Origin of the sequence: Synechocystis sp. PCC 7339 (assembly GCF_019924095.1) — a bacterium.
Lineage (GTDB): Bacteria > Cyanobacteriota > Cyanobacteriia > Cyanobacteriales > Microcystaceae > Synechocystis.
Genome location: NZ_CP063659.1, coordinates 2,795,017 through 2,816,753, shown reverse-complemented (window position 1 = coordinate 2,816,753; position 21,737 = coordinate 2,795,017). Strand labels below are relative to the sequence as shown.

The window sequence follows — 21,737 nt, the reverse complement described above, 5'->3', positions numbered from 1 at the left end:
GACAAATGCAGTTGAGACTTAATTAGAACAGCCAGAAATAGGTGAAGTAAGATATTCAGTTAGCTTTTTAGCAACATCACATTTTAAAGCGTTAAATGTTTGTCCATCCTGATCTATTTTTCCATCACGACCTAGTCCTTTAGAGATTTGATATTTTTTAATAACATCTTCACCTGGATTAATCGTAGATAAATAATCAAAGGCCGGAATAGTGTTATCATACTGTTTAAAAATTTCCAAGATTTGATTTTTGATTGTATTTTCGCCACCGTTTTGAGAGTCTACTTTAAGTCTATTTTTAATTTCTTGAACTATTGTATTAAAAGACTTTTGGTTGTTTAAATTGATATCTTGAGGAGTGATTGGAGGAAGATTTTTCGTTTCCGATATAGCTGAATTATTCCCAATATCTACACAATCTTCATTTGGATTAATCTGTTCTGCCACCTTGCAACTTAGTTGATCTAGTTTTTTGCTCTCGGAATCATATTCAAACCCAGAAGCAAGAACTAATGCTAGTGCTTTATTAACGGCTTTTAGCTTTTCCTGCTCGCCTTTTATCTGCTTAATTTTTTCTGATTTTTTTATTGGCTCCTGTTTCATAATTTCCCAAGTGATAATTTCTAAAGATGAAACATAAGGCTTTGGTTTAAACCAACGGCTTGCCCCAAAATAAGTAATAAAAGCAGAACCTAAAATCGCAATAATTAAAAGCGGAGTAAATAAATAAACTGGCATAATAGTTTTTCCTAATTTTATTAAGCTTAGCCAAACATATTCTAATGAGCTAATTTCTCTTTGTATAGAGAAACCGTAAATTTTGATATAGTGCTGATTAGTTCGAAAATGAGCCAAATCATTGAATAACCATCTTGGAATTAACCCACATCCTAAATAATAAAAAAGCGCAGCAGGAACTGGGTCTTTTATTTCAACAAATAATTTAGCTATTCTTAAATAGTCTTTATCAATTCCAGGTTTACCCCTTATATCTGAAGCAATTCTAGTCCATTGATGATCCCATCTGAGCTTTCCTTTGATAACTGATTCAAATTCATCTTGAAAATTACTTCTATAAACATGACACCATACTCCATGATTAAAGGTTAATAACCTAGCTGCAGTTTCTATAAGCTCATCATTATCTTTAACCGTTAATATGATAATTTGAGTTCCCCTATAAATTTTGTCTTCTATTTTGGGGTAGAGCTTTAATCCATGCCCTAAAACTTTAGCTTGGAAGTCATTGGATATATCGTATTGCTCCTTTTGCTTACCTCTTTTAGCCAGCCAGTTCAAAAAAGATAATAAAGTTTCTGGTAGCATCATTGCTTGTAAAGTTAATAAACGGATCATTGAATGGCCGTAATTACCTTGCTTTATAGCCTCTGATGCCCCTTGACTATCAAACATTGACCGACAATACTTATCATCAATAGCTGGATTTCCCAAGGCATTTTCTATAGTCTTTAAGTGTTCAGGTTTGATCTTATTTTGACTTAGTAAACTAATTGCTTTTTTAATTGCCGATTCATCCTGGACTACATTGTTTATACTAGATCTCCGGGACAAAAATTTCTGTAAAACTTCTTCAGACTTTTCACTAGAAGGAAAAATTACCTGAAAGCTATTAATTGTTTCTAAAGCAGTCACATTATAAGCCCAAGCAACTAATTGATCATTTTTTTTTGCAATCCTCTCTGCAACTGCATTAATGATTAATTCACTTACTTTTTTATTAGAATGAAAAATAATAGGATAATTATTGTTATTTAATAAATCTTCAAAGTTAGTTGTGGGTATTTCTATATTTTCTACTTCGCATTCAATTTCATCACCAGGATACTTAACATCATAAGGATTAAAAATAGGTCTCAATTGACTCCACCATCTCAAGATAAATGAGATTTTGCCTAGACCAGAAGAAAAAAAATAACGATATGTGGGTAAAGGTCGGTTTCCTTCGTCTAAAGCTCTTGTAACTACAGCTACAACAGACCACTCTCCTTGATCATCTTGAATTTCTCTTGCAATTAAAGATGGTTTTTCAAGCGCACCTCCTTCGGCAACTGAAAGAAGCTTATTTGCAATAGCTAATTCTATTACAGGTGGTACTTTATCAACAGTTTTGTTGAGATAATTTTCCGTAAAACCTTGAGAATGCCATTTATGAGCACTCCCAATGACTTTAATGCCAGTACTAAATTCATTGATTATGATTTTCATGACTTTTTAAGAGTAAAAATAGTAAATGCTAAACAATTTAATCAATCTCCAATTGCTTATGTCTTTGTCCCGTACAAAGCCAATAAATAGGTAAAACAAGCCCAAAAGGTCGCCACCTTTTTGGATCTTTAAGAACCGACATAGTACCGCCAATATCACGAGATATTCTAAGGGCATTGGGTTCAGGATAGCGATTTCCAAGCATTCCAAATGCAGAAGTAGCAAAGTAATCAACTTCACCTGCTCCCATTTCTGCCCAGTCATTTAATACTCTTTGCACCTTAGTGAATTTCATGATTGTTAAATCCTTTGCTTGATGGCGATTAACCCATAGCTCGGGTTGTTCACATTTTCCGAGCACCAAGGCTATTCGTCTTTTTTTATTATGCAAATTAACACGATCTAATGCTACTAAAAATTTTTCTAGTCCTTGGGAATATTCGATATCTTTGCGGTAAGTTGTGCCGTCCAGCAAAAGTAAAATGCCCGTTCCTTCTAGGCAATCTTCTAAGTAGTTTTGTAATCTGGGATTGTTTGGTTGATGAACTAAATCCGCAAAAAACTCTCCAGCATAGTCTTTGCAATTGATATTTAGTTTTATATTTTCCTTAAAAAATTTTTGCTTCAAATTAATCGAAATTGCGTAATCTTTTACGTCTTCTGCTGTTTGTCCTGGTAATGTTGGTTCTAGTTGCAATCCCTGTTCCAAAATATTTTGAGCCTTAGCAACTAGTTCATCTCCCCCTTCCCCAATGGGACTTACCATCTGCACTAAACTATTAGAGTCAGCATTAGGCCAATACGCTAAAGAGGCCATATAAGTGGTTTTCCCCGAGCGACGATCACCAATTACTCTGATAGTGGCATTTTGATCTACTAATGGAATAGTGCCAGGTTTCAGATTTTGCTTTAACCAATTCAACATAGTTTTCACCCTTGGCTTAACCAATAAAGTGGTTCAATCAAGTTATAGGGCCGCCAAGTTTCAGCTTGCCGCAATATAGAACCTTCCCTATTTTCTGAAACCATCTGTCGATTAGGGCGAGGATCATTGTGCTTTAAAACTCCAAAGGCAGAAGTAGCATAAAATCTGAGATTTTTAGAATTAAGTCTTTCCCTAAGTAAGTTATGAGTACGGGGTAAATACACCTTAAAAAAATCTGTTTCTGGATCAATACGACCTGGCCAAATTTCTCCTCGTTCGCATTTGCTAATAGTAACAGCAAGACGTAAATTATTAGTTCTTTCATGAACATCCATTAATTCTAAAAAACGAGTCATTACCGAGCGATAAAATTTATCTGCTCCTTTCTCTAAGCCTGTACATAAAATTAGACATCCAACAATATCTTTTGCCAAGCATTCTTCAATAAATTCCTTAAATATTGTATTTTCCATATTGGGATTAATAATATGCTCAAATACCTCTCCAGGATAATCTTTGACATTTAAATAAATTTCCTTTGCTTTTTGAAATCTGTGGTGCTTAGCTTCTATTTTGAAAGAATAAAATGGTAGGTCATCTACTGTCGAACTTTCGTATATTCCTTCCGCTGTTGGCCTAAACATCAGTCCGGCTGTCAATATATCTTCTGCATTTTCGGCAAGCTTTTTGCCATCCTCTCCTAAAGGCATAATTTTAAAAATACTTCGCCTTCTTGTTCGTATCTCTAATTCAGGAAGATATGATAATGCCGCCAAATAAGTCGTTTTTCCTGACATTCTTGGCCCAATAATGCAGATGTTTCCCATAACTAATTACTTGCTAAAAAAGTTCCTAAGTAAATCCAGGGCAGTTCTAATAAACTTCGATTATGGATAGTAGTGAGGAAACACCGCACCGACCCTTCAGACAAACTATTACTAATCTGCTGAATTTGCTTTTCTGCCGAGTGAAAAAAGCGCTGGCGCACATAGTTATCTCGCTGTTGCCAGTTCATCACCGCCCCTCGGGGTTCATACCGTAGTTGCCGGCCCTCCTTTTCCGCATTACAGAACAAATCAGCTTTATTCAGACAGAGTAATAGATGGCGAACTTTTCTGCAATCAGTGCTGAAAAACTCTACCCATTGATCAAAGCGGTTGAGCCATTGCTGTTTGGTCATAAACTCCTGTGGGTTAGCTTCAGAACGAATTAACTCTCGATAAGGCGGAATAATCAACAAAATGCCCTGACTTTGTCTAATTTCGTCCAAAAATCTCTGCCACTCGCCGGATTTATCTTTTTGCCAGGAGTTCCGCCACACTTCCCCCGGAGTGTCTAGCCATTGCAAAGGAATAGATTTTGGGCCAGAGGGAAGCTTAACCTGAATGTCGAAACTGCGGTCATGGACAGCGACATCGGCCCCTGTTGCTAGAGTCTTTCCGGCATCTTCAGAATATAAAAGAGCTTTAAGAAACTCATAATCTTGTCCAGTTACTCTAACGTAGTTGGACTTTGGATTCGCCAACTCTAGTGCCAAATGGGTCTTGCCCACATTGCGATCGCCGATGTAAATAATACTCAGTTGCTTTAGTCTCCTTAAACAAAGTAAATAAAGTTAAGAAATTGTGACTTACCTGGCTTAAACATGAAAATACTATATTTATCCTTCAAGTCAGGCTAGTCAGGACTCAGCAAAGCAACCCCCCTAACAGGGAAGACTAACAAAATTAATACTCTTTGTCTAAGATAATGAATAAATTGTAAAATCTCTTAATAACTCAGTTCTTGATTGCAATCGCAAGCTACCATAGCAAAAAATCAATTGTAAGCATTGCGTAAATTAGGAAAACTCACTCACATAGACTAATTGAGTATGTCTACAATGAATAAAACTAAGTTACTTTTGACGGCATGTCTTTTAATCGGTTGCTCTAAATCAACTCAAGCTGAGACGTTTTCCCTTGACTTAATCCCAGTAGAAGAATATCAACAACAACTTAACGAGAGAGAATCAGAAGGAGGACAGCTTTTTTGTAAAAACAGCCCTAACGAAAAGATTCAATTTAATAATTGCTCAAAATTTCAACAGCTCCGGAGTCAAGGGTGTTACGGTGCCACCACATATGAAATAGCAGTTGAGATAAATTATGTTGATGTCTGCGCCCAAATAGACCTAATGAAAAAAGCCCACTCCTTCGATCAGCAGTATTTTCAATTAGACTCTCCCCATTGGTGGAAGCAACTTCCGGCTCAAATTATTCCCATGAGAGGCGGAATTTATAGCGAGGAATCCTGGGAAAATGAAACAAGAAAACCTAGCCAACTCACAAAAGACAAACTTCTCGAAGAGCTGGAGTTTCAGAAAATTGCTGTGGATAATCAATCAGTCGAGCTTATTCTGAGTGCAACTGCGGCAGATTGTGGCGTGATTAACGATACATTTACACTTTCAGCCATACTATTATCGGACTTTGACCAAGATGGCATAGCAGAACTATTGATTAAAGGCGATCGGCGTAATGTATCCCAAGACTGTCAGCTTGGAACAGGAAATATTATTGGAGGAAGTTCAACCATCGTCCTGAAAAAAAGTGGCGCAGATGAGAATATTTCAGTAATAGCTACTTTATAAACTAAAAGATTAACGATAGTTTATATTTAAGTGACAGATAAAAATAAATTGATATCCCAGAAATTCACTTTTATATAGTTGAAATTAGTGCAAAACTCATCCTAGTTTAATTCTTAACAATAGGACTCAATTTTCTGCCGACAAATATCGACTAGCCTGGGGCAAATTGTAGCCTAATAATTTGCGGTCTTGGGGCTCCAGTTCATAAACTGGCAAATCTTTAATGGAAAAATTCAATGCATCCATAACCTGTTCCCCTAAAGCCTTGGCCAGTAAAGGTACAACAGAATTGCCAATTTCCCGAAAGCCATGCCAGATGGTGTTGTGAAACTGAAACCAATCCGGATAGGTATGGAGTCTCGCCGCTTCTCTGACAGTAATACATCGAGGTAAGGCGTAGTGTATTGGCCTAGGAGCAGTGTAAGCACCTTTATCACTGGCCGTGCCAGCCCTCAGCGTATTGCATAAACCAGTTTTTGATAGGCGTAAAAATCGGCTAGTTTTTTCCACTGTTCCAGGAAGGGTGTCAGCAAATCTTTTGATTGATTTTTCAGTATGCTGGGAACCAATATGACCATAAACTACACTATCAACCTTACGTTTATGACAGAGCAAAAATGCCCCATTGGGATGGATAGTATAGCTTTTTCTCCTAGCTGAATGATCTAATAGATCTGCTGGAATACCCCTATCTTCTCCAGTTAAATAAGGAACATGGGGAGTTAAATCATCAATGGCTCCCCCACAGGTAAATAGGGGTTGATAGTTTATAGTAGAGGATGATTTTTGAGTAGTTTCATATTGTTCTACTTTGTCAAGATCGAGATGGGAAGGTAATGGATAGGTGGCAGGAGCGACATCTTTTCTAGAGCCAATAATGATTAATCTTTTTCGTTTTTGAGGAGCGCCATAAAGGGATGCATCTAGCACTAAAATTGGTTTTTCGATGTGATAACCAATGGCTTCAAATTCCCTAACTAACTCTTCTAAAAATTTTTTATGTTTTCCAGATTGCATGCCTGGAACATTTTCAAATAAAAAATATTTGGGTTTGAGAGCCCGAATTATTCGCACATATTCAAACACCAACGAGTTACGGGGGTCATCCAACTGTCTTTTGCCCATCAAGGAAAAACCCTGGCAGGGGGGCCCTCCAGCAATTAGATCTACTTCATCCCCATAACCCTTACTTTTTAGCTGTTGGAGAATCTCTTGGGCCGAAACCTGGGCAATATCCCGACAAATGGTGGCCCCATAGGGAAAATTGTGATGATGAACCAGGCAATGTACGGCGTCAACTTCCACTGCGGCGGCAATGTCAAACCCTGCGGCTTCTAAACCCAAGGACATGCCACCACAGCCCGCAAACAAGTCGATGGCAATGGGTCTGCCCATGTTTTCTTGTTTTTTATTAACGGTTAAATCTAGTTTTGTTGCCTGGAAGTGGGGAATTTATTTATGTCTTCCCCATTGTTCTCATCATTCCCACTCAATGGTGCCAGGAGGCTTGGAAGTGATGTCATAAACCACCCGGTTAACGCCCTTAACTTCGTTGACAATGCGATTGGAAATGGCTTCGAGAATATCGTAGGGGACCCTAGCCCAATCAGCGGTCATGCCGTCTTCACTGGTGATGAAGCGCAACACAACGGGGTGGGCATAGGTGCGTTTGTCCCCCATTACGCCCACGCTACGGATGGGCAGCAGTACGGCAAAGGCCTGCCAATAGTCGTGGTAAATGCCCCGTTTAGAAATTTCGTCCCGCACAATGAAATCCGCATCCCGGAGAATGTTTAACCTTTCTGAGGTAACTTCCCCAATAATACGAATGGCTAGGCCCGGGCCTGGGAAGGGATGGCGGCGGACAATTTCTTCTGGCAGGCCAATGGAGCGACCTAGTTTACGGACTTCATCTTTAAAAAGTTTGCGGAGGGGTTCCACTAGCTTAAAGCGGAGATTTTTCGGTAGACCACCGACGTTATGGTGACTTTTGATTTTTACTGCCACCCGTTCGCCGGTTTTGGGGTCAACATTGCTGTCGGCGGACTCAATCACGTCGGGGTAGAGGGTCCCCTGGGCCAGGTAATCGAAGGGGCCAAGGCGTTGGGATTCTTCTTCAAACACCTGAATGAATTCGTGGCCAATCAGACGACGTTTTTCCTCCGGATCGGTTACTCCTTCCAACTGCTTGAGGAAACGATCCCGGGCATTGACGTATTGGACAGGAATATGAAACTGATGATCAAACAGTTCCACCAACCGTTCCGGTTCCCCTTTACGCATGAAGCCCTGGTCAATGAACATACAGGTGAGGTTGTCGCCGATCGCCCGATGGAGCAGAAAGGCCAAGGTTGAGGAATCCACCCCACCGGATAGGGCCAACAATACTCGGCGATCGCCTACTTGGTTCCGCACTTCCCGAATGGATTCTTCGATGAAAGCGTCGGTTGTCCAGGTGGGGTCGCAGTGGCAAATGTGATAAACAAAGTTGCGGATCAGGGCAATGCCCCCTACGGAATGGACAACTTCGGGATGGAATTGCACCCCAAATAGGGCCCTTTGGTGATCGGCGATCGCCGCACAGGGAGTGTTATCGGTGTGGGCCAATACCTCAAAGCCCAAGGGTAGATCCACACAGGAATCCCCATGGCTCATCCACATAGTACTACCGTTTTCTACATTGGTAAGCAGGTCGGTGGGGTCATCAATGTGCAAACTCGCCTTGCCATACTCCCCCCGCTTGGCCCGTTCCACCCGGCCGCCTAGTTGTTTGACCATCAGTTGCATGCCGTAGCAGACCCCCAACACGGGAACGCCCAACTGAAAAATTTCTGGGTCACACTCGGGAGCCCCCTGGTCATAGACGGAATTGGGACCACCGGAAAGGATGATGCCCTTGGGTTTAATTTCCCGCAACTGCGCCGCTGTGGTGCGATAGGACAAAACTTCCGAGTAAACCTCGGTTTCCCGGATGCGTCGGGCAATTAGTTCCGAATATTGGGAACCAAAGTCTAAAATGATGATGATCTGCCCCTTGAGGCGATCGGAAACGCGGTCCAGCAGAGGATGGTCGCTTATAACAGGGGGAATGGGGATTTGGGTAGTCACGGCGATCGGCAGTCAGGAATTTATACTGGAGGTGAGGGCGAATCCCCAGGCAAACCTCAGAAAGACTAGATTCGTGGTGTTGTTTCCGGGTCTAACTGACGGCAAGGCCATGGTCGTCAACAATCTCAGTATTCTACCCCAATACCTGAAGCCCAGAATAACCCACCGCAAATCTGCGCTAAGATGGGGGCGGAAAATTGCAGAAGTTCTTCTCAAAAATTCCCTGGAGAGGTGGCAGAGCGGTTGAATGCGGCAGACTCGAAATCTGTTTTGGGGCAACTCAACGGGGGTTCGAATCCCCCCCTCTCCGTATCAGGACTAAACCGGCAAAACTAACAGTTGATTTGAGGGCTGGTCAGAGTTGGACAAAACTGTTTCCCAGCCCCTAGTCTGACCCTGAGATTGGCCATTACTGAAATTTACCTAAATTTTTCTTGACATAATGGTGAGAGATACATTAGGAAAGGGCTTGTCGGCGAAACTATTCCGCTGTTAAGTTTGTCTTTTTTAACCAGATTCGGTCTCCCCGTGCCCAGCAATTACCGTGTTTAAATCCTTTTCCCGCAAGCTTAAGCGTTCCACTGTCGACTTTCTCCACCAGTTAGCTAACACATTGGAAGTGGAGGAAGAGGGCAAGTCTGCAGCTAAGGCAGGGGAATTTCCCAATGGGCCAGATTCTTCTCCCCAGGGGGAACTGATCGCCGAGTTATCGGAGGACTTATCTGGGCCAGCGGCTAACTTAGCAAAGCCAGAACTAGACCCGGGCCATGGCAGGGAAATGGTGACTGCCATCAATATTCAAAATGTTCGGAATGGGGCCTCAACCCCGGAAGAAATTACAGCCGTTGAATCCAGTCAAGGCACCGGCAATAGCCATGTTGCGGTGGTGCCTCCCAGTGTTTCCCCATCGGCAGATGCCCCCCCTTCATCCTCTTTGGACCGGAGCAACCGGCGGCGGCGCCGAAGAAGAAGGAGTAAAGAAAATAGGGCTTCTTCCAAAGCGCCCCTGGCCCTAACTACTGGTCTGAAAACCCTGGGGCGATCGGTGTCCCGGTTTACCCAACAACCCCGATTTTGGTTTGTGTTTGGTTTTGGCTTGGGGGCCGGGGTCGGTACCTCTGCCTTGGCCTGGGGCTTTTACCAGTTGGAGACCATGACCCAAGTGGCGATCGCCGATGTGGTGACCTATGCTCCTCCGGGCACCATGACTATCAAATCGGCCAATGGTGCCACTCTCCAGGAAATTGGCAATGTTAGCCACGATACGGTGACCATGGGTAAAATCCCTGCCCTCATTGAGCAGGCATTCATCGCCAGTGAAGATAGTCGATTTCGGGAACACCGGGGCATTGACCCCCAGGGCATTATCCGAGCATCCCTGTCCAATGTTCAATCCGGGGAAGTGGTACAGGGGGGCAGTACCATTACCCAACAGTTGGCTCGATTAGTATTTTTGAACCAAGATCGTACCCTAGCCAGGAAGTTGAAGGAAGTGCGACTGGCCCAAAAAATTGAGACCGCCCTGCCCAAGGATCAAATTTTGGAACGCTATCTAAATTTAATTTATCTAGGCTCTGGAGCCTACGGGGTGGCGGATGCGGCCTATGCTTATTTCAGTAAGACCCCGGAGGAGTTGACCCTAGGGGAAGCGGCCACCTTGGCAGGGGTGGTGCCGGCCCCCAGTGTTTATTCTCCCCGACAAAATTTGGAGTTGGCTACCCGTCGCCGAAATGAAGTGCTAAATCGCATGGCGGAAGTGGGCTTTATTACCCCTGCAGAGGCCCAGGCGGCGATCGCCGAGCCCTTGAAAATAAATCCTAGTCCTTTGAAACGGTTTAACCGGGAAGCGGAATTTTTCACCGACTATATTTTGGATGAGTTGCGGGCTAAATTACCGGAGGAGGCACTCCAGCAGGGGGGATTAACGGTGAACACCACCCTCAATAGCCAATGGCAAGAGGAAGCCCAAACCATCCTCACCAATGCAGTGAAAAAATATGGCCGCTGGCAAAGGTTTTCCGAAGGGGCGATGGTCGCCATGGATCCCCGCACCGGAGCCATCAAGATAATGGTGGGGGGCAAGGATTACCAAGGCAGTCAATTTAACCGGGTGACCCAGGCCAAACGGCAACCAGGTTCTACTTTTAAGCCCATTCTCTACGGAGCGGCGATCGCCTCGGGTATTTCCCCCAACAAAAGCTATCCCAACGTGCCCATTGATATTGGCGGTTACCAACCAGCTAACTACGGTGATAGTTACAGCGGTGGCAACATGTCTTTGCGGGATGCCCTCACCAGTTCCGTGAACGTAGTGGCGGTGCGTTTACTGCTGGATGTGGGTTGGAATCCGGTCATTAACCTAGCCAGGCAAATGGGCATTACTTCCAAACTAGAACCCACCTATTCCCTTGCCCTGGGAGCTTGGGAAATGACGCCGTTGGAGATGACCAGTGCCTACGGAACCTTTGCCAATAAGGGTATCCATGTGCAACCCTACGCAATTCAAAATGTGGTCAACACCAAAGGGGAGGTAATTTACAAAGCCGGGCACAAACAAACCAAAGCCCTCGACCCCGACAGCAATGCCATTATGACTTCCATGATGCGCAGTGTGGTCACCTCCGGCACCGGTCGTCCAGCCGGACTAGGCGATCGCCAGGTGGCAGGTAAAACGGGGACATCGGACGAGGCTAAGGATCTGTGGTTTATTGGTTACATTCCCCAACTGGTGACGGGGGTATGGTTGGGTAACGATAATAGTCGCCCCACCAATGGGGCCAGCACCACCGCGGCCATGGTTTGGGGACAGTTTATGCGGGATGTCACCAAGGGAATTCCTGCTGAATCCTTTCCTGCCATGCCGAAAAATCCGGACCAGCGCAAACCCAGCATCAAAGCTGAGCCGATTAAGCGCCGGGTGAAAGTTCTTGCCCCCCCTAGCTCAACGGAAACGGACGGCCAAACCACCACGGATCGGCCCCGTCGTCGCCGTACCCAGACCAACACAGCCCGCCCCAGCAATACCCAAACCGCTAGGACTAACGCTCCAGCTTCTGCGTCCTCCGCTCCCCCCAGGACAGTCAGTACCCCGGCACCGGTTTCTGCCCCCGCTGCTGCGTCTCCTGCCGATAGTGGATTACCGGCTCCTCCTTCAGCCCGCAAATCGGAGTAACTGGGCCATTGTGGTCTATGAATCCGGCATCATTTGGTCGGGAAATCCGCTTCATTCATCGGTAAAGCCAGAGGGGTTGGCCGCTAGTGGATACCTCAAATTCACACCATTTCAAGGTTTCCGTTAAACCAAGGTTATCGGCCATGATCTGTAGTTGGCTGTCGCCACTGGTGAGTCTTTTGAGGAAAGGTTTGGGGTCTTCAATGGTATCCAGTTCTGCTTTGTCTGGATCCAAGCCCGCCAAAGTAGCCGCCCATTGCCTGGCCTCCTCCTCTGTGCCCAGGCAATCAACTAAACCCAATTCCAAGGCCTGTTGCCCGGTAAAAATTCGTCCGTCGGCAAATTCTTTGACTTTTTCCACTGCCAAATTGCGCCCCGCCGCCACCGTGGAAACAAATTGCCCGTAGCTGTCATCAATCAAAGCCTGCAAAATAGACTGTTCCTCCGGCAGTAATTCCCGGTCAAAGGACAAAATATCTTTATAGGGCCCTGACTTAATCACCTTAAAAGAAACCCCCACTTTCTCTAGCAATCTCTCCAGGTTATTGCCCCTTAAAATTACGCCAATACTGCCGGTGATGGTGCCAGCGTTGGCCATGATGTGAGGACAACCCATGGCGATATATACACCCCCAGAAGCGGAAATGTTACCAAAACTGGCAACAACTTTGATTTTTTCACTTAATTGCTTTAATTTGGTGTAAATTTCCTGGGAATCCACTATTGTGCCCCCAGGGGAGTCGATGCGGACTAATAGGGCAGGATATTTTTTTTCTTCCACCGTCTTGAGAGCCTTCAACACTGCTTTGCGGGTTCCACCGGCGATCGCCCCGGTTACTTCAATGCGAGCAATTTTTTTACGGGTACTGGTTTTGAAGGGCCAAATCATAGATTTTAATAGCAAAAGGGATTACAAAACAGTTAATCAATGGGGAACCATTCTAACAAAGAAAGACTAGGACAATGGAAACCACCGATGTATTTCTGGTTAGAATTTGTTTGTAAAATTTTATCCAGTTCCTTAAATATTCTCATTAAAGCTCCGTCAATATTGGGGGATTTCCACTTAGTTTCCCCTCCAAATTTGTGGGGTCAGGAGGGCCTTTAAACACGCTCTTAGGTTAATATTTCTCCCCTCAATAACTTTTCATACCTCTGAGCTAATTTAGTTTTTAAATTGGGATATTGAGCTAAGGATGGATCTTCGACAATTAGTTGTTCTGCCGCTTCTCTGGCCATCAATAAAACATCCTGGTCTTCCACCAAACTTGCTAGGGCAAAATCCGGTAATCCTGACTGCTTGGTGCCCAAAAATTCCCCCGGCCCTCGCAGACGTAAATCCATTTCTGCAATGAAAAATCCATCTTGGGACTGTTCCATTACCCCTAATCTTTGCCGGGCATCGGGACTTTTGCTATTGGTCACCAATAAACAATGGGACTGGTGGCTTCCCCTCCCTACCCGACCCCGTAATTGGTGCAGTTGGGAAAGGCCAAAACGTTCAGCATTCTCAATTACCATGACGGTGGCATTGGGCACATCCACCCCTACTTCAATCACTGTGGTGGAAACAATAATTTCCGTCACTTTTTCTCGAAAAGCTTGTAATACTGCTTCTTTTTCTGTGCTTTTTAATCGACCGTGCAAAAGACCGATGTTAAAGTTAGGAAAAATTTTTTCACTTAAATGTTTATGCTCTTCCACCGCTGCTTTGATATCTAACTTTTCCGATTGTTCGATTGCCGGAAAAATAATATAAACCTGACGACCCTGGGCCACTTCCCGTCGAATCAGTTCGTACATTTGGGGCCGTTCCTTGGTGGTGATCACATTGGTGCGAATGGGCTGACGGCCGGGGGGCAATTCATCAATTTGGCTCACTTCCAAATCTCCATGGAGCGTTAAAGCAAGGGTGCGGGGAATGGGGGTGGCGGTCATGCTCAGTACGTGGGGAGCATTGCCTTTGGCTAACAATTTGGCCCGTTGCTGCACTCCAAAACGGTGTTGTTCATCAATGACCACTAAACCTAGGCGCTGGAAATTAACCGGCTCTTGAATGAGAGCATGGGTTCCCACTAGTAAGGGTAATTGACCCGTGGCTAAATGGCCGTGGATTTCCCTTCTTTTGGCAGTTTTAGTGGATCCAGTTAACAATTCCACCGGCAAATGGAGCAAATTAAACCAACCCACCAACTTTTGATAATGTTGTTCCGCCAAGACTTCCGTGGGTGCCATCAGGGCCGCTTGGTAACCCCCTTGGAGAGCGGCTAAAATTGCGAAGACCCCCACCACAGTTTTCCCCGATCCCACATCTCCCTGGACGAGGCGATTCATGGGGCTAGATTGACTTAAATCCTCTAGAATTTCATTGACTACCCGCTGTTGGGCTTGGGTTAAACGGAAGGGTAGCAAATCACTAAATTTTTCTAACAATTCACCGCTGGGCGTAAAAATAGCGCTCTGTTGTTGTTGTTTTTGTTCGTAACGTCTTTGCAAAAATCCTAATTGTAAATAAAAAAATTCATCAAACACTAATCGCCTTCTTGCTAAACTTAGCTGTTCCCCATTGTCAGGAAAATGGATTTGGGCAATGGCAGTTTTTAAATCAATTAATTCATACTTTGCTCGAATTTCCCTCGGTAAAGGATCGGACAATTGGGCGATCGCCGGTTGACAAGCTAAAACCAATTTCCGTAAAAAATCCGCTGTTAGACCTTCGGTGAGGGGATAAACGGGTAACACCCGACCCACTTTAAAAGAGTCAATGCTAGGACTATGGCGATCGAGCACCTCAATTTCCGGATTATCCAGGGTCAGACCAAATTTATTGGCTTTGACCAAACCGGAAGCGGCCACGACGGCATGGGGGGGGTAAAGTTTTTTAAGGGTTTCCTGCCAAGCTCGATGGGCAAAACGTCTGCCAGCGTAGAAACGGGATAGTTTGATGCGCCCCGTCTGATCCCGCAACTGGATTTGCAGAATAGTTAAATTCTGATTTTTGGGACTGGTAAAACAAGTGCAATTTACCACCCGCCCCACAATGGTTACCGTTTCCCCCGCTGTTAATTCAGCAATGGTTACCTGTTGGGCATAGTCCAAATAATCCCTGGGGAAATAGAACAGCAAATCTTCGGCCGTGGCCAAACCCAGGCTGTTGAGCAATTTAGTTTGATGTTGGCTCTGGGAAAGTACGGTTGCTAAGGGGGTGTGGAGTTCAACCCGACTTGATTGAGAGCGACGGGACTCAGAAACCCGGGGACGATTGACCAGGGCTGGGGGAGCCGTTTTCCCGACCGCATCGACACAGGGAGATTCCAAACTGCGGCGCAATTGATGTAAAAAACGACGGGTACTGGCCACTAAACTTTTTCTTTCCGCCTGCTCCAGTTGATCGTACTGGGCAAACCTTTGGGCAAACTCTCGCCACTTTTGGCGATCAACCGGGGGAGTACCAGGGGGGGGAGGACTGCCAAAACTCAAACAAAGGAAGTCTCCAAAGCGGTGCTGTTTACCCTGCAAATTCTGAAAGCCCCGCTCCACTTCTACGGTCAAAGCCTTCTGTAAACGAGGCCAATCAACGGACACAGATACCTCAACTAAGTTGCTTTGTTTAATTCTTTCACCGTACAGTATAGTTTCTAACTCAACCTGAAACCTGTGAGTTGCAGACTTTCCATCTGTTTTAAAATACCGATAATAATCGTGTAGAATAACTCAGAACTTTGCCTCTGACTAATAGCACCTTGGAGAGATTTGAGTTCATAGTGAATGGACCTCCTGTATCACAACAAGCTCGTAGACGTGAACGTCTCAGGGCGTGGAAAATAATGGTGCGGGAAGAAGCGGAGAAATACTGGCCACCAGAGCAAAAAGCAGCCATTGGCCCAATCATGCTGAAAATAACCTATTTTTATGATTCTGTTGCTATAGATGTGGACAATATTGTCAAGCCAATTCAGGATGCCATAATTGGATTAGCTTACATTGACGATGATCAAGTTACTGACGTTCTTGTCAGTAAGCGGAATTTGTTAGGTAACTTTAGAGTAGAAAACATGACACCGACTCTAGCAGAAGGATTTTCCCGTGGAAACGAATTTTTGCATATTGTCGTAAGTGAGGCTCCTGATCAAGAGGTAGTTATCTAATGACAATCCCAACTGCAAACCTAGAAAGAGAGCGATTACTGCAACTAGCGGAAGAATATCGTAACAAGGGATACGAGATTTTTTTTCATCCCAATTCGGAAGATCTACCTCATTTTCTTAGGAATTATCGCCCTGATATGATTGTACGGAAGGGAGATGAAGCTGTGATCATTGAGGTTAAGTCTCGTAGTTCACTTAATTCTTCCTCTAGACAATACTTGCAGAATCTAGCTCAATCTGTGGAGCAGCATTCTGGTTGGCGACTTGAGTTAGTGATGACTAATCCAGAGGATTATGTGTATTCTCCACAAACTGAAAACTCCCTTCAAGCACCTGAAATAAAAACAAAACTACAAGTGGCGAGACAACTTGTAATACAACATCCGGAATCAGCTATTCTCTATTCCTGGTCTCTTGTTGAGGCAACCTTAAGGCTTATTGCAGAGCACGAAGAGATTAGTTTACAAGGGCTTGATCCACTTTATCTAGTCAAACAATTAGTAACGAAGGGAGTTATTTCCCGTCCTGAGTATCAGTTACTCATGGATGCGCTTTCACTACGCAATAAAATTGCCCATGGTTTCAAAACGTCCCAAAGTGCATCAGAATTTGCATATCAGATAATCAATGCAACGGAAGAACTACTAAAAACCTTGGATGTTGATGTCAAGGGTTGCTAGTAAATTCATGCTATCAGTAGGGGCAGCGATTGGGTTAGCCGATACCAAAACACCACCTCAAATATGTTTAGTACGAAAAGACTCAACAAAGAGTTGGCTGAGTTGACATAACCGGAGAGAGAATTGCGGCCAAGCTAAACTCAAGATTAGCCAAAGACGGTTTTCCCCATCCTAACCCAGGTAGCCAGGGCCGACCCATTGTCGTTAGAATGCCACTGGAAGCCTAGCATTGGCAACATTTAGCCATTTATCCCAGGACTCCTCCTCAAACTGTGCCGCTGTTGGCCCCGATGGGAACCAGCAAGCAAAATTAAGTAATTATTAAAACTATCAATATGCCTCCAGTCCCCACGCCCGTTGCCACCGCCGAACAAGATCGCGATGTAGTGGTGATCGACGCAGTGGTGGAAGAAATTCGTCCTCCCCGTTTACCTAAAAGTCATCTGGAAGATTTGGGACCCGTTAGTGATATGTTCCCGGAAAGTTGGGAATATAACCCAGATTTGATCATGGAATTTTATCGTAAGCGGCCGTTGCAGGTGTTGGGTCGTTTAATTAATATTTTGTTTCCCCTCCTCCAGTTTGTCCTGGGCATTTGGTGGGAAAAATTGAGGGGCAAAGACCCCACTGTTTCCAGAGCTAAGGCTATTCAACTGCGGGAATTATTAACTAACCTGGGCCCCACCTATATCAAAGTTGGTCAAGCCCTTTCCACCAGGCCTGATTTAGTACCACCAGTTTTTTTGGATGAGTTGACAACGTTACAGGATCAATTACCTTCCTTTCCCAACGAAGTTGCCTATCGCTTTATTGAAGAAGAATTGGGGGCACGCGCTGGGGAAATTTATGCAGAATTGTCCCCGGAGCCCATTGCCGCTGCCTCTTTGGGGCAAGTGTATAAGGGTAAGTTAAAAACTGGAGAAGACGTAGCAGTAAAAGTACAAAGACCAGATTTAGTTAAGCGCATTACCCTGGATATTTACATCATGCGTTCCCTCTCCCTCTGGGCCCGGCGATCAGTGAAGAGATTACGCTCTGATTTGGTGGCTATTACCGATGAATTGGCCAGCCGGGTATTCGAGGAAATGAATTACTTCCAAGAGGCGGTTAACGGAGAGAGATTCGCCCAACTGTACGGTGGTTTGCCAGAAATTTATGTGCCTAGTATTTATTGGCAGTACACCGGGCGGCGGGTTTTGACCATGGAGTGGGTGGAAGGAATTAAGTTAACCAATATTAAAGCTATCCAAGCCCAGGGCATTGACGCAACCCATTTAGTGGAAGTGGGAGTCCAGTGTTCCCTGCGGCAATTGTTGGAACATGGTTTTTTCCACGCCGATCCCCACCCCGGTAATTTACTGGCCATGGCCGATGGACGTTTAGCCTACCTGGACTTCGGCATGATGAGTACTATCCAGCCTTACCAGCGCTATGGTTTGATCGAAGCTGTGGTCCATTTGGTCAATCGAGATTTTGACTCTTTGGCGAAAGATTATGTCAAACTAGACTTCCTCAAACCGGATACGGATTTGAAGCCAATTATTCCCGCCCTGAGCCAGGTATTTGGTAATGCATTGGGGGCCAGTGTGGCGGAGTTAAACTTTAAGAGCATCACCGATCAAATGTCGGCCATGATGTATGAATTTCCTTTTCGGGTACCAGCCTATTACGCCCTGATTATTCGTTCCATGGTCACCCTAGAAGGCATTGCCATTGGCATTGATCCCAACTTCAAGGTGTTGAGTAAAGCCTATCCCTATATTGCTAAAAGACTGTTAACGGATCAATCGGAAGAACTACGCACTTCCCTGAAGGAATTACTGTTTAAAGAAGGCAGTTTCCGCTGGAACCGTTTGGAGAATCTATTGCGTAATGCCAAAAATTCCCCTGGATTTGATTTTGATTATGTGCTTAATGAAGCAACAGAATTTTTACTTTCAGACCGGGGGCAATTCATTCGCGATCGCCTAGTGGCGGAATTAGTGAATGGGATTGATCAACTGGGGCGCAATACTTGGCAACAGGTCAGCCACAATATTCAGGAAAGAATTGGTTTCCTGGGCGACCTAGGTAATGGCAACGGCAAGACCCATCAGACCAAGACGATAAAAGTTGCACCTCAGCCCGCCATCGCTCAACAGGAGGAAACATGGCAACATCTGCAAAATCTTTGGCAAATCCTGAAAGATACCCCGGGTTTTGACCCCCTCAAGTTTGTGCCGGTGTTGAGTCAAATTATTGTTAACCCCACTTCCCGTCAGATGGGACAACAGGTGGCGGAAGGATTACTGCAAAGGGCGATCGCCAGGGTAATCAGGCAATGGGCCCTGGCCTTGGAAAGTCAGCCCAACCCAGCCATCAAAATCCGCAATGCGGCCTAGGTGATGGTTGCCATCGATTCCAACCAAAATTTTGCTGAGTCGATATCAGACCAGTGCCGGTCGATGCGACAATGGGAGGTTACGTCCCCAAATTGCCTTGGTAATGAGTCTGAATTGGATTAGTCGCGCCGATCGCCTACAAGCCTTACCCCCCTACGTTTTTGCCCGTCTAGATGAGTTAAAAGCTAAGGCCAGGGAACAAGGCCTGGACTTAATTGACTTGGGCATGGGCAACCCCGACGGCAAAGCCCCCCAACCAATCATCGAAGCGGCGATCGCCGAGCTGGAAAACGCTGAGTCCCACGGTTATCCGCCCTTTGAAGGCACCCAAAGTTTTCGTCAGAGCATTACCCGCTGGTACGCCCGCCAATATGGAGTGGATTTAGACCCCGATTCCGAGGCGTTACCGTTGATCGGCTCCAAAGAGGGCCTGGGTCATTTAGCTTTGGCCTATGTTAATCCAGGAGACCTGGTCCTAGTGCCCACTCCTTCCTACCCCGCCCATTTCCGGGGGCCTTTGATTGCCGGGGCGAAAATTTATCCCATTATGTTATCGGCAAAGGATAACTGGTTAATTCAACTGGACCAAATTCCTGAGGCGATCGCCCGCCAGTCCAAAATTCTTTACTTTAACTATCCCAACAATCCCACCACCGCCACGGCTCCTAGGGAATTTTACGAAGCGGTGACCGACTGGGCCCGCCATTACGAAATTATGCTGGTCCATGACCTCTGCTATGCGGAATTGGCCTTCGACGGTTATCAGCCCACCAGCTTGCTAGAAATTCCCGGCGCCAAGGATTTTAGTGTGGAATTTCATACCCTTTCTAAAACCTATAATATGGCTGGTTGGCGGGTAGGTTTTGTGGTGGGCAACCAGGAAATTATCCAAGGTTTGAGAACCTTAAAAACCAACCTAGATTATGGTATTTTCCGAGTCGTACAAAAAGCGGCAGAAACAGCCCTGAGTTTACCCGAAAGTTATATTGAAGTGGTTAGAAAACGTTACCAAGAACGGCGGGATTTTGTTATTAGTGGTTTAAGTAAATTGGGTTGGGCTATCACTCCCTCCCAAGCCACCATGTATCTTTGGGTTCCCTGTCCGGTGGGCATGAGTTCCACTGATTTTGCCCTTACTGTGTTGGAAAAAACCGGCGTGGTGATGACCCCCGGTAATGCCTTTGGAGAAGGGGGAGAAGGCTACGTCCGCCTAAGTTTAATTGCCGACAGCGATCGCCTCGGGGAAGCTTTACAACGCATTGAACAGGCGGGTATTCGTTATAGTTGAGTCAATTAGTTAACGGTCAAATCCCCTGGGGAGCAAAGTAGATGGTTTTAGCCGCCACCAAAGTACCAACCCTTTCCCTGGAATCCTTCTTGGCCCTGCCGGAAACCAAACCGGCCCAGGAATATTGCCGGGGCATTGTTACCCAGAAACCTATGCCTAAAGGTAAACACAGCACAATCCAGTTTGAGTTAGCAGTTGCTATCAATGCCCAAGTGAAGCCCGAAAAAATTGCCTATGCTCTGCCGGAACTTCGTTGTACCTTTGGCGATCGCTCCATTGTGCCAGACATTGCAGTAATCCGTTGGCAAAACCTACCTTTAGACAGTGATGGTGAGATATCCGACCGATTTGATCGTGCCCCGGATTGGCTTATAGAAATTCTTTCCCCGGACCAGTCAGTCACCCTGGTGATGGAAAAAATTATTTTTTCTCTCAAAGCCGGCACAGAATTGGCATGGTTAGTGGATCCTATGGCTAAATCCATTACGGTTTTCACGGCCAGCCTACCCCAGGTGTATTTAGCTGAAACTGAAATTCAAGAATCCCTAACCGTTTTTGCTGAGCTTGAAAATTGGTCCATTACCGCCGCCGAGGTGTTTGATTGGTTAAAAATTTAGCATGGCTTAACTGCCTAAGTTTTAAAGCAATAATAGTGCTGTCAATGTTGCATCGATTGATTAAATCATTTTTAATTACCATTTTTGTGCTTATATCTCTCGTGGGCTTTTCCGCCCAGGCGATCGCCGGAGAAGCAAATTTGTTATGGCAGGGAGATGGGGGTTACCAAGTTCGAGCCCATGTGACTTACCCAGATGAATTTACTGACAAGTCAACAAAAATTGTGCAGGTAACCGGATTGCAAACACTCCAAAACTTAACTGAACTAACAGTGCAAATTCTTAATGATCAAGGTCAAGTATTAGCAAGTTATGATAACGTCGGCAATGGTCAGGCCAAGGGTAATAACTTCCTCCAATTCCGATTTGATCCCATTAGTAAAACCATTAAAGGTTGGCTTGATATCGGTGGAGCCGGAGCTAACGATTATTTTCTAAAGGGTCAACCGGACGCCAGTCTGGATCTTTTTCATCTGGATGAATATGGTAATGAGTTTAAAATTGACCATAACAATGGTGCAATGGACATTAGAGCTGGTTTTTAAGACAAATATCAAGAG

General features: G+C 44.9%; 16 protein-coding genes and 1 tRNA gene. 9 read left to right on the top strand and 8 right to left on the bottom strand.

What is annotated here, in order from left to right; all coding sequences use genetic code 11:
* Window positions 1-18: 18 nt before the first annotated feature.
* Genes IQE94_RS13330 through IQE94_RS13315 form a run of 4 tightly spaced genes read right to left on the bottom strand, consistent with a single transcriptional unit; the run spans window position 19 to window position 4,703 of the window.
* Entirely contained in the window at window positions 19-2,226 is a 2,208-nt protein-coding gene (locus IQE94_RS13330; protein WP_223342114.1) for a hypothetical protein, read from the bottom strand.
* A 37-nt stretch (window positions 2,227-2,263) separates the two neighbouring features.
* Window positions 2,264-3,151: a hypothetical protein gene (locus tag IQE94_RS13325; RefSeq protein ID WP_223342113.1), complete on the bottom strand. Its 888-nt coding sequence runs from the start codon at window positions 3,149-3,151 to the stop codon at window positions 2,264-2,266.
* 5 nt (window positions 3,152-3,156) lie between these two features.
* Window positions 3,157-3,978: a hypothetical protein gene (locus IQE94_RS13320; protein WP_223342112.1), complete on the bottom strand. Its 822-nt coding sequence runs from the start codon at window positions 3,976-3,978 to the stop codon at window positions 3,157-3,159.
* 2 nt (window positions 3,979-3,980) lie between these two features.
* A complete protein-coding gene (locus tag IQE94_RS13315) occupies window positions 3,981-4,703 on the bottom strand; it encodes a hypothetical protein (RefSeq protein WP_223342111.1) in 723 nt (240 codons plus the stop codon).
* A 330-nt stretch (window positions 4,704-5,033) separates the two neighbouring features.
* Here IQE94_RS13315 and IQE94_RS13310 point away from each other — a divergent pair, with 330 nt between their 5' ends.
* Window positions 5,034-5,783: a hypothetical protein gene (locus IQE94_RS13310; protein ID WP_223342110.1), complete on the top strand. Its 750-nt coding sequence runs from the start codon at window positions 5,034-5,036 to the stop codon at window positions 5,781-5,783.
* Window positions 5,784-5,909: 126 nt separating this feature from the next.
* On the opposite strand, the gene IQE94_RS13305 is transcribed toward IQE94_RS13310, so the two are convergent.
* Together IQE94_RS13305 and guaA are read right to left on the bottom strand one after the other, a co-directional pair.
* A complete protein-coding gene (locus tag IQE94_RS13305; RefSeq protein ID WP_212721070.1) occupies window positions 5,910-7,178 on the bottom strand; it encodes a DNA cytosine methyltransferase in 1,269 nt (422 codons plus the stop codon).
* Between the two features lie 84 nt (window positions 7,179-7,262).
* Complete coding sequence (gene guaA / locus IQE94_RS13300) at window positions 7,263-8,891, bottom strand: glutamine-hydrolyzing GMP synthase (RefSeq protein WP_194020249.1); 1,629 nt, start codon at window positions 8,889-8,891, stop codon at window positions 7,263-7,265.
* 225 nt (window positions 8,892-9,116) lie between these two features.
* Between guaA and IQE94_RS13295 the strand changes: the two genes are divergently transcribed.
* Both IQE94_RS13295 and IQE94_RS13290 read left to right on the top strand, forming a co-directional pair.
* Window positions 9,117-9,201 (top strand) — tRNA-Ser (locus tag IQE94_RS13295).
* Between the two features lie 234 nt (window positions 9,202-9,435).
* Window positions 9,436-12,063 carry a transglycosylase domain-containing protein gene (locus IQE94_RS13290; RefSeq protein WP_223342109.1) on the top strand — a complete coding sequence of 876 codons (2,628 nt, stop codon included), beginning with the start codon at window positions 9,436-9,438 and terminating at the stop codon, window positions 12,061-12,063.
* Between the two features lie 55 nt (window positions 12,064-12,118).
* Here the strand turns inward: IQE94_RS13290 and sppA are convergent, their stop codons facing one another.
* Together sppA and recG are read right to left on the bottom strand one after the other, a co-directional pair.
* Entirely contained in the window at window positions 12,119-12,952 is an 834-nt protein-coding gene (gene sppA, locus IQE94_RS13285; protein WP_223342108.1) for a signal peptide peptidase SppA, read from the bottom strand.
* 227 nt (window positions 12,953-13,179) lie between these two features.
* Complete coding sequence (gene recG / locus IQE94_RS13280; protein ID WP_223343230.1) at window positions 13,180-15,678, bottom strand: ATP-dependent DNA helicase RecG; 2,499 nt, start codon at window positions 15,676-15,678, stop codon at window positions 13,180-13,182.
* A 149-nt stretch (window positions 15,679-15,827) separates the two neighbouring features.
* On the opposite strand from recG, the gene IQE94_RS13275 reads away from it, so the two are divergent.
* The 6 genes from IQE94_RS13275 to IQE94_RS13250 all read left to right on the top strand — a co-directional run bounded on the left by IQE94_RS13275 (window position 15,828) and on the right by IQE94_RS13250 (window position 21,722).
* On the top strand, window positions 15,828-16,211 hold the full coding sequence (locus IQE94_RS13275; protein WP_223342107.1) for a RusA family crossover junction endodeoxyribonuclease: 384 nt from the start codon (window positions 15,828-15,830) through the stop codon (window positions 16,209-16,211).
* The gene (locus IQE94_RS13270) at window positions 16,211-16,891 is read left to right on the top strand and encodes a hypothetical protein (RefSeq protein ID WP_190598244.1); all 681 of its coding nucleotides are present in this window, start codon (window positions 16,211-16,213) and stop codon (window positions 16,889-16,891) included. Before IQE94_RS13275 ends, IQE94_RS13270 begins: the two co-directional genes overlap by 1 nt.
* 335 nt (window positions 16,892-17,226) lie before the next feature.
* Window positions 17,227-19,272 carry an AarF/ABC1/UbiB kinase family protein gene (locus IQE94_RS13265; protein ID WP_212721077.1) on the top strand — a complete coding sequence of 682 codons (2,046 nt, stop codon included), beginning with the start codon at window positions 17,227-17,229 and terminating at the stop codon, window positions 19,270-19,272.
* 103 nt (window positions 19,273-19,375) lie between these two features.
* Window positions 19,376-20,560 carry an aspartate aminotransferase gene (locus IQE94_RS13260; protein ID WP_223342106.1) on the top strand — a complete coding sequence of 395 codons (1,185 nt, stop codon included), beginning with the start codon at window positions 19,376-19,378 and terminating at the stop codon, window positions 20,558-20,560.
* A gap of 41 nt (window positions 20,561-20,601) precedes the next feature.
* The gene (locus IQE94_RS13255; RefSeq protein ID WP_223342105.1) at window positions 20,602-21,177 is read left to right on the top strand and encodes a Uma2 family endonuclease; all 576 of its coding nucleotides are present in this window, start codon (window positions 20,602-20,604) and stop codon (window positions 21,175-21,177) included.
* 86 nt (window positions 21,178-21,263) lie between these two features.
* Window positions 21,264-21,722 (top strand): hypothetical protein, encoded by a 459-nt coding sequence (locus tag IQE94_RS13250; RefSeq protein ID WP_223342104.1) that lies wholly within the window; start codon window positions 21,264-21,266, stop codon window positions 21,720-21,722.
* The last annotated feature ends 15 nt before the right edge of the window (window positions 21,723-21,737 follow it).